6 protein-coding genes are annotated in these 4,727 nt (G+C 71.7%); all 6 read right to left on the reverse strand.

Going from position 1 to position 4,727, the window contains the following annotated elements; translation table 11 throughout:
* Positions 1 to 20: 20 nt before the first annotated feature.
* Positions 21 to 317, reverse strand: a complete 297-nt coding sequence (locus ABD127_RS07775) for a DUF1416 domain-containing protein (protein ID WP_344199599.1) — start codon at positions 315 to 317, stop codon at positions 21 to 23.
* A gap of 2 nt (positions 318 to 319) precedes the next feature.
* The gene (locus tag ABD127_RS07780; protein WP_344199602.1) at positions 320 to 1,168 is read right to left on the reverse strand and encodes a sulfurtransferase; all 849 of its coding nucleotides are present in this window, start codon (positions 1,166 to 1,168) and stop codon (positions 320 to 322) included.
* 64 nt (positions 1,169 to 1,232) lie between these two features.
* Positions 1,233 to 1,721: a DUF4395 domain-containing protein gene (locus ABD127_RS07785; protein WP_344199605.1), complete on the reverse strand. Its 489-nt coding sequence runs from the start codon at positions 1,719 to 1,721 to the stop codon at positions 1,233 to 1,235.
* 250 nt (positions 1,722 to 1,971) lie between these two features.
* The gene (locus ABD127_RS07790) at positions 1,972 to 3,000 is read right to left on the reverse strand and encodes a sugar phosphate isomerase/epimerase family protein (RefSeq protein ID WP_344199607.1); all 1,029 of its coding nucleotides are present in this window, start codon (positions 2,998 to 3,000) and stop codon (positions 1,972 to 1,974) included.
* Entirely contained in the window at positions 2,997 to 4,139 is a 1,143-nt protein-coding gene (locus tag ABD127_RS07795; RefSeq protein ID WP_344199610.1) for a Gfo/Idh/MocA family protein, read from the reverse strand. The genes ABD127_RS07790 and ABD127_RS07795 overlap by 4 nt, the downstream gene beginning before the upstream one ends.
* The coding region (locus tag ABD127_RS07800; RefSeq protein ID WP_344199612.1) for a sugar phosphate isomerase/epimerase family protein at positions 4,136 to 4,727 on the reverse strand (592 nt) is incomplete at its 5' end. The genes ABD127_RS07795 and ABD127_RS07800, both read right to left, overlap by 4 nt.

A 4,727-nucleotide genomic window follows, 5' to 3' on the forward strand; every position in this document is an offset into this window, starting at 1 on the left:
GTCGTGAGTCGTGCTGTGCGTCAGACGGTGACCGCGACGTCGGCCACGCTGCCCAGGGCAGCGACGACCGGGCGGTCGACCGAGGCGGAGCGCGGCGCGAGGGTGCGCAGCGTCCACTCCCCCGGGGCCGCGAAGAAGCGGAACTGCCCCGTGGCCGAGGTGGGCACCTCGGCGGTGAACTCGCCCGTGCGGTCGAGCAGGCGCACGTACGCGTTGCCGACCGGCTGGCCGTCACGCGTGACGATGCCCTGGATCACGGCCTGGTTGGCGACGTCGACGCCGTCGAGGCTCGGGCCTCCCTGGATCGCTCCACACATGGTCAGGCCTCCCCGCGCTCGTCGCCCAGGGCGACCGGGACGCCGCGCAGCGAGCCGTACTCGCTCCACGAGCCGTCGTAGTTCTTGACGTTCTTGTAGCCGAGGATCTCGCTCAGCACGAACCACGTGTGCGAGCTGCGCTCGCCGATGCGGCAGTAGGCGATCGTGTCCTTGCCCTCGTCGAGGCCGGCGTCGGCGTAGAGCTCCTTGAGCTCGTCATCGCTGCGGAACGTGCCGTCGTCGTTGGCGGCCTTGCTCCACGGCACGTTGCCGGCGGTGGGGATGTGGCCGGCGATCTGCGCGGCCTCCTGCGGCAGGTGCGCGGGGGCCAGGAGGCGACCCGCGTACTCGTCGGGGCTGCGGACGTCGATCAGGTTCTGGACGCCGATGGCCGAGACGACCTCGTCGCGGAAGGCGCGGATGTCGTCGTTCGCGCCGGAGACCGTGTAGGTCGTGGCGGGACGCTTGGTCGCGTCGGCGGTGAGCTCACGGCTGTCGAGCTCCCACTTCTTGCGGCCACCGTCGAGCAGGCGGACGTCGGTGTGGCCGTAGTACTTGAGGTACCAGAAGGCGTAGGCGGCGAACCAGTTGTTGTTGCCGCCGTAGAACACCACGGTGTCGTCGTTGCTGATGCCCTTCTCCGACAGCAGGGCCGCGAGGCGGTCCGCACCGATGAAGTCGTGGCGGACGCCGTCCTGGAGGTCCTTCTTCCAGTCGAGCTTCACGGCGCCACGGATGTGGCCCTTGTCGTACGCCGACGCGTCCTCGTCGACCTCGATGAGGACGACCTTGTCGTTGTCGAGGTTCTGCTCGACCCAGTCAGCGGTGACCAGCGCGGTCTCGCGGCTCATGTGGTTCTCCTTGATAGGTGGTGATGCGTCGGGATGGATGGACAGGGCGGTTCAGGTGGAGCGGTCACGCCGGTCGCGTCGAGGCACGACGGGCCAGCAGGTAGATCTCGCAGCCGAGGCAGAAGCCCACGACGGCGTTGAGCAGGGCGGCGACGAGCGCGAAGGCCAGGGCGACCAGCGCGACGACCGGGGCGCCTGCCGCCAGGGCGACGAGCGCCACGACGGCGAACCCGAGACCGACCGCCTGCGCGAACTGCGGAGGACGGGCGTCCTCGAGCTCGTCGGGCGCTCCCAGGCGGGGGCGCACGAAGCGGGCGAAGACCCGGCCGTACGGCGAGTGCCGCACCCCGAGGAAGGCACCGATCGCGAAGACCACGGTCTGGACGCCGACCAGGACCAGCGCGACCTCGCGCGCCGGCGAGACGGTGAGCAGCGCCGCCGCCAGGACGACCGAGGTCACGGCAGCACCGAAGCGCAGGCCGCGGGGGTCGACCTGCGCCGGCGCGGAGGGGCCGGCCGCGGGCACGGGAGTGCCGGTGGGGGACGTGGACATGGGGAGCTCCTCGCGCCCGTGGGCGCATGACGAAGGAGGGCGCGCCGAGGACACGGCGAGCGGGACGGCGACGAGTCAGCCGGTCAGGAGCGACACAGCGCTGAGCGCGTGCGGCAGTTGTCCACTGCCAGGCGACGCGTCAGGTGGGTGTGTCGAAGCATGCAGCCACTGTAAGCAGACCGGTGCGACCACGTCGCATCGTGGTCCCACATCCTGGGACGCATGTCCGCATCACGAGACGCGGTTGCCGTCAGTCCTCCGACTGCCGGCTGAACGCGGCGTCGAACGCCACCGCCGGCGGGGCGAAGTCGAGCGGACGCAGCCGGGCCAGCGCCTCCGGCGCCCCCTGCAGGCGGTCCATCCCGGCGTCCTCCCACTCGATCGAGATCGGACCGTCGTACCCGATCCGCCGCAGCGTGCGGAAGCAGTCCTCCCAGGGCACGTCACCGTGACCGGCCGAGACGAAGTCCCAGCCGCGGCGCGGGTCCCCCCACGGCAGGTGGGAGGAGAGGATGCCGTTGCGCCCGCCGCCCATCCGCATCCGGGTGTCCTTGCAGTCGACGTGGTAGATCCGGTCGGCGAAGTCGGAGATGAAGGCGACCGGATCGATGCCCTGCCACACCATGTGGCTCGGATCCCAGTTGAGGCCGAACGCCTCCCGGTGGCCGATGGCCTCGAGAGCGCGGACCGTCGTCCAGTGGTCGTAGGCGATCTCCGACGGGTGGACCTCCAGGGCGAACCGCACGCCGCACTCGTCGAAGACGTCCAGGATGGGGTTCCACCGGTCCGCGAAGTCCACGAAGCCGGACTCGATGCGCTCGGCGGAGACCGGCGGGAACATCGCGACGTAGGGCCAGATCGACGATCCCGTGAAGCCCACGACGGTCGAGACGCCGAGACGCTGGGCCAGCCGCGCCGTGTGCTGGAGCTCCTCGGCCGCCCGCTGCCGGACGCCCTCGGGATCGCCGTCGCCCCACACCCGGTCGCGCACGATCGCGCGGTGTCGCTCGTCGATCGGGTCGTCGCACACGGCCTGACCGGTCAGGTGGTTGGAGATCGCCCAGAGGCCCAGCCCGTGCCGCTCCAGGATCGACAGCCGCTCGGCGACGTAGTCGTCGTCGTCCCAGCGCCAGGCGTCCAGGTGCTCGCAGGACACCGCGATCTCGAGCCCGTCGTAGCCCCATCCGGCGGCCAGGGCCGCGACCTCCTCGAGCGGGAGGTCCACCCACTGGCCCGTGAACAGGGTGAAGGGGCGTCGGCCGGTCGGCTGCTGGTTCATCGAAGGACCTCCGGTTGCGGGGTGCTGACGTCCTGGTGGGTGCCGCTGCGCTCGATCGCCTCCAGCACCTGCTGGACCGCGAGCCCGTCCTCGAAGGACGGCGTCGGGTCCTCGCCCTGGGCGAGCGCCTGGAGGAAGTCGGCCGCCTGGTGGGTGAAGGTGTGGTCCCATCCCAGCACGTGCCCCGGTGGCCACCAGCCGTCGAGGTAGGGCTGGTCGGGCTGCGTCACGAGGACCCGCGTCGCGAACTCGGCACCGTCCAGGCACGTCCAGAGCTCGTTGAGCGACTCCAGGTCGAAGCGCAGGGACCCGCGGCTGCCGAAGACGTCGATCTGCAGGGAGTTCTTGCGACCCGTGGCCATGCGGCTGACCTCCAGGCTGACGACGGCTCCCCCGTCGGTCCGCAGGGTCGCCCACGCGGCGTCGTCGACCGAGACGTCCTCGGTGCCGCGCTCCCCGGGACGGCGGGTCACGAAGGTGTGGGTCATGCCGTCGACCTGGGTGACCTCCTGCCCGAGGAGGAACCGGACCTGGTCGACCGCGTGGGACCCGAGGTCACCCAGGGCGCCCGAGCCGGCGGACTCGCGACGGAGGCGCCACGACATGGGGGCGGTCTCGTCGACCAGCCAGTCCTGCAGGTAGCTGATCCGCACCTGGCGCACCTCGCCGATGCGTCCGTCCGCGACGTGTTGACGAGCGAGCGCGAGCGCCGGGACCCGGCGGTAGTTGAAGCCCACCATCGAGCGGATGCCGCGCGTCCGCGCGAGGCGAGCCGCGTCGACCATCTTCTCGGCCTCGACGAGCGTGTTGGCCAGCGGCTTCTCGACGATCACGTGCTTGCCGGCCTCCAGCGCCGCGACGGCGATCTCGGCGTGCAGATGACCCGGCACGCAGACGTCGACCACGTCGACGTCCGCGCGCTCGAGCACCGCGCGCCAGTCGGTCGAGCTCTCGGCCCACCCGAGACGCCTCGCGGCGCGGTCGACCTGACGGGCGTCGCGGCCCACCAGCACCTGCTGGCGCACCTGGGGAAGCTCGGGACGGAAGGCCCCCACGGCGCGCCAGGCGCCGGAGTGGGCTCGGCCCATGAAGGCGTAGCCGATCACGGCCACACCGAGGACACCGTCGGACTCGCTCACGTGATCGCTCCTGCGCTCGTGGTGGTGCGGTCGCCGAGCGACCGCAGGAAGGACAGGCCGTCGCGCGCGAGGTCGTCCTGCGAGGCCGCGAGCGGCCTCCAGATCGAGGCCGCCGTCGCGATCGAGGCGTTGTCCGCGGTGAAGCTCTCGATCATGAGCGGGCCGTCGTACCCGGCGTCGTCGAGCGCCGTGAGCAGGGCCGGCCAGTCGGTCTGGTCGTGACCCGGTGCGCCGCGGTCGTTGCCGCACACCTGCACGTGCACCAGGTGCTCGCCGGCCCGGCGGACGGCGTCGGCGCTCGACCGCTCCTCGATGTTGAGGTGGTAGGTGTCCAGCGCCAGGCCGAGGGCGGGTCCGAGCAGACCGTCCAGGGCCTCGAGCGCCTGGTCGACGGTGTTGACGAGCGAGGTCTCGTACCGGTTCAACGGCTCGATCCCCAGGGTGATCCCTCGCTCGCCCGCGTGCTCCACGACCGGGGCCAGTCCCTCGCGGAGCTCGGCGCAGGCCGCGTCACGCTCCGCCGCGGACATGCGCCAGACCCGACCGGTCGCGGCGTAGAAGGGCCCGCACACGGTGCGGGCGCCGACG

The sequence above is a fragment of the Aeromicrobium alkaliterrae genome (assembly GCF_039529015.1).
GTDB lineage: Bacteria > Actinomycetota > Actinomycetes > Propionibacteriales > Nocardioidaceae > Aeromicrobium > Aeromicrobium alkaliterrae.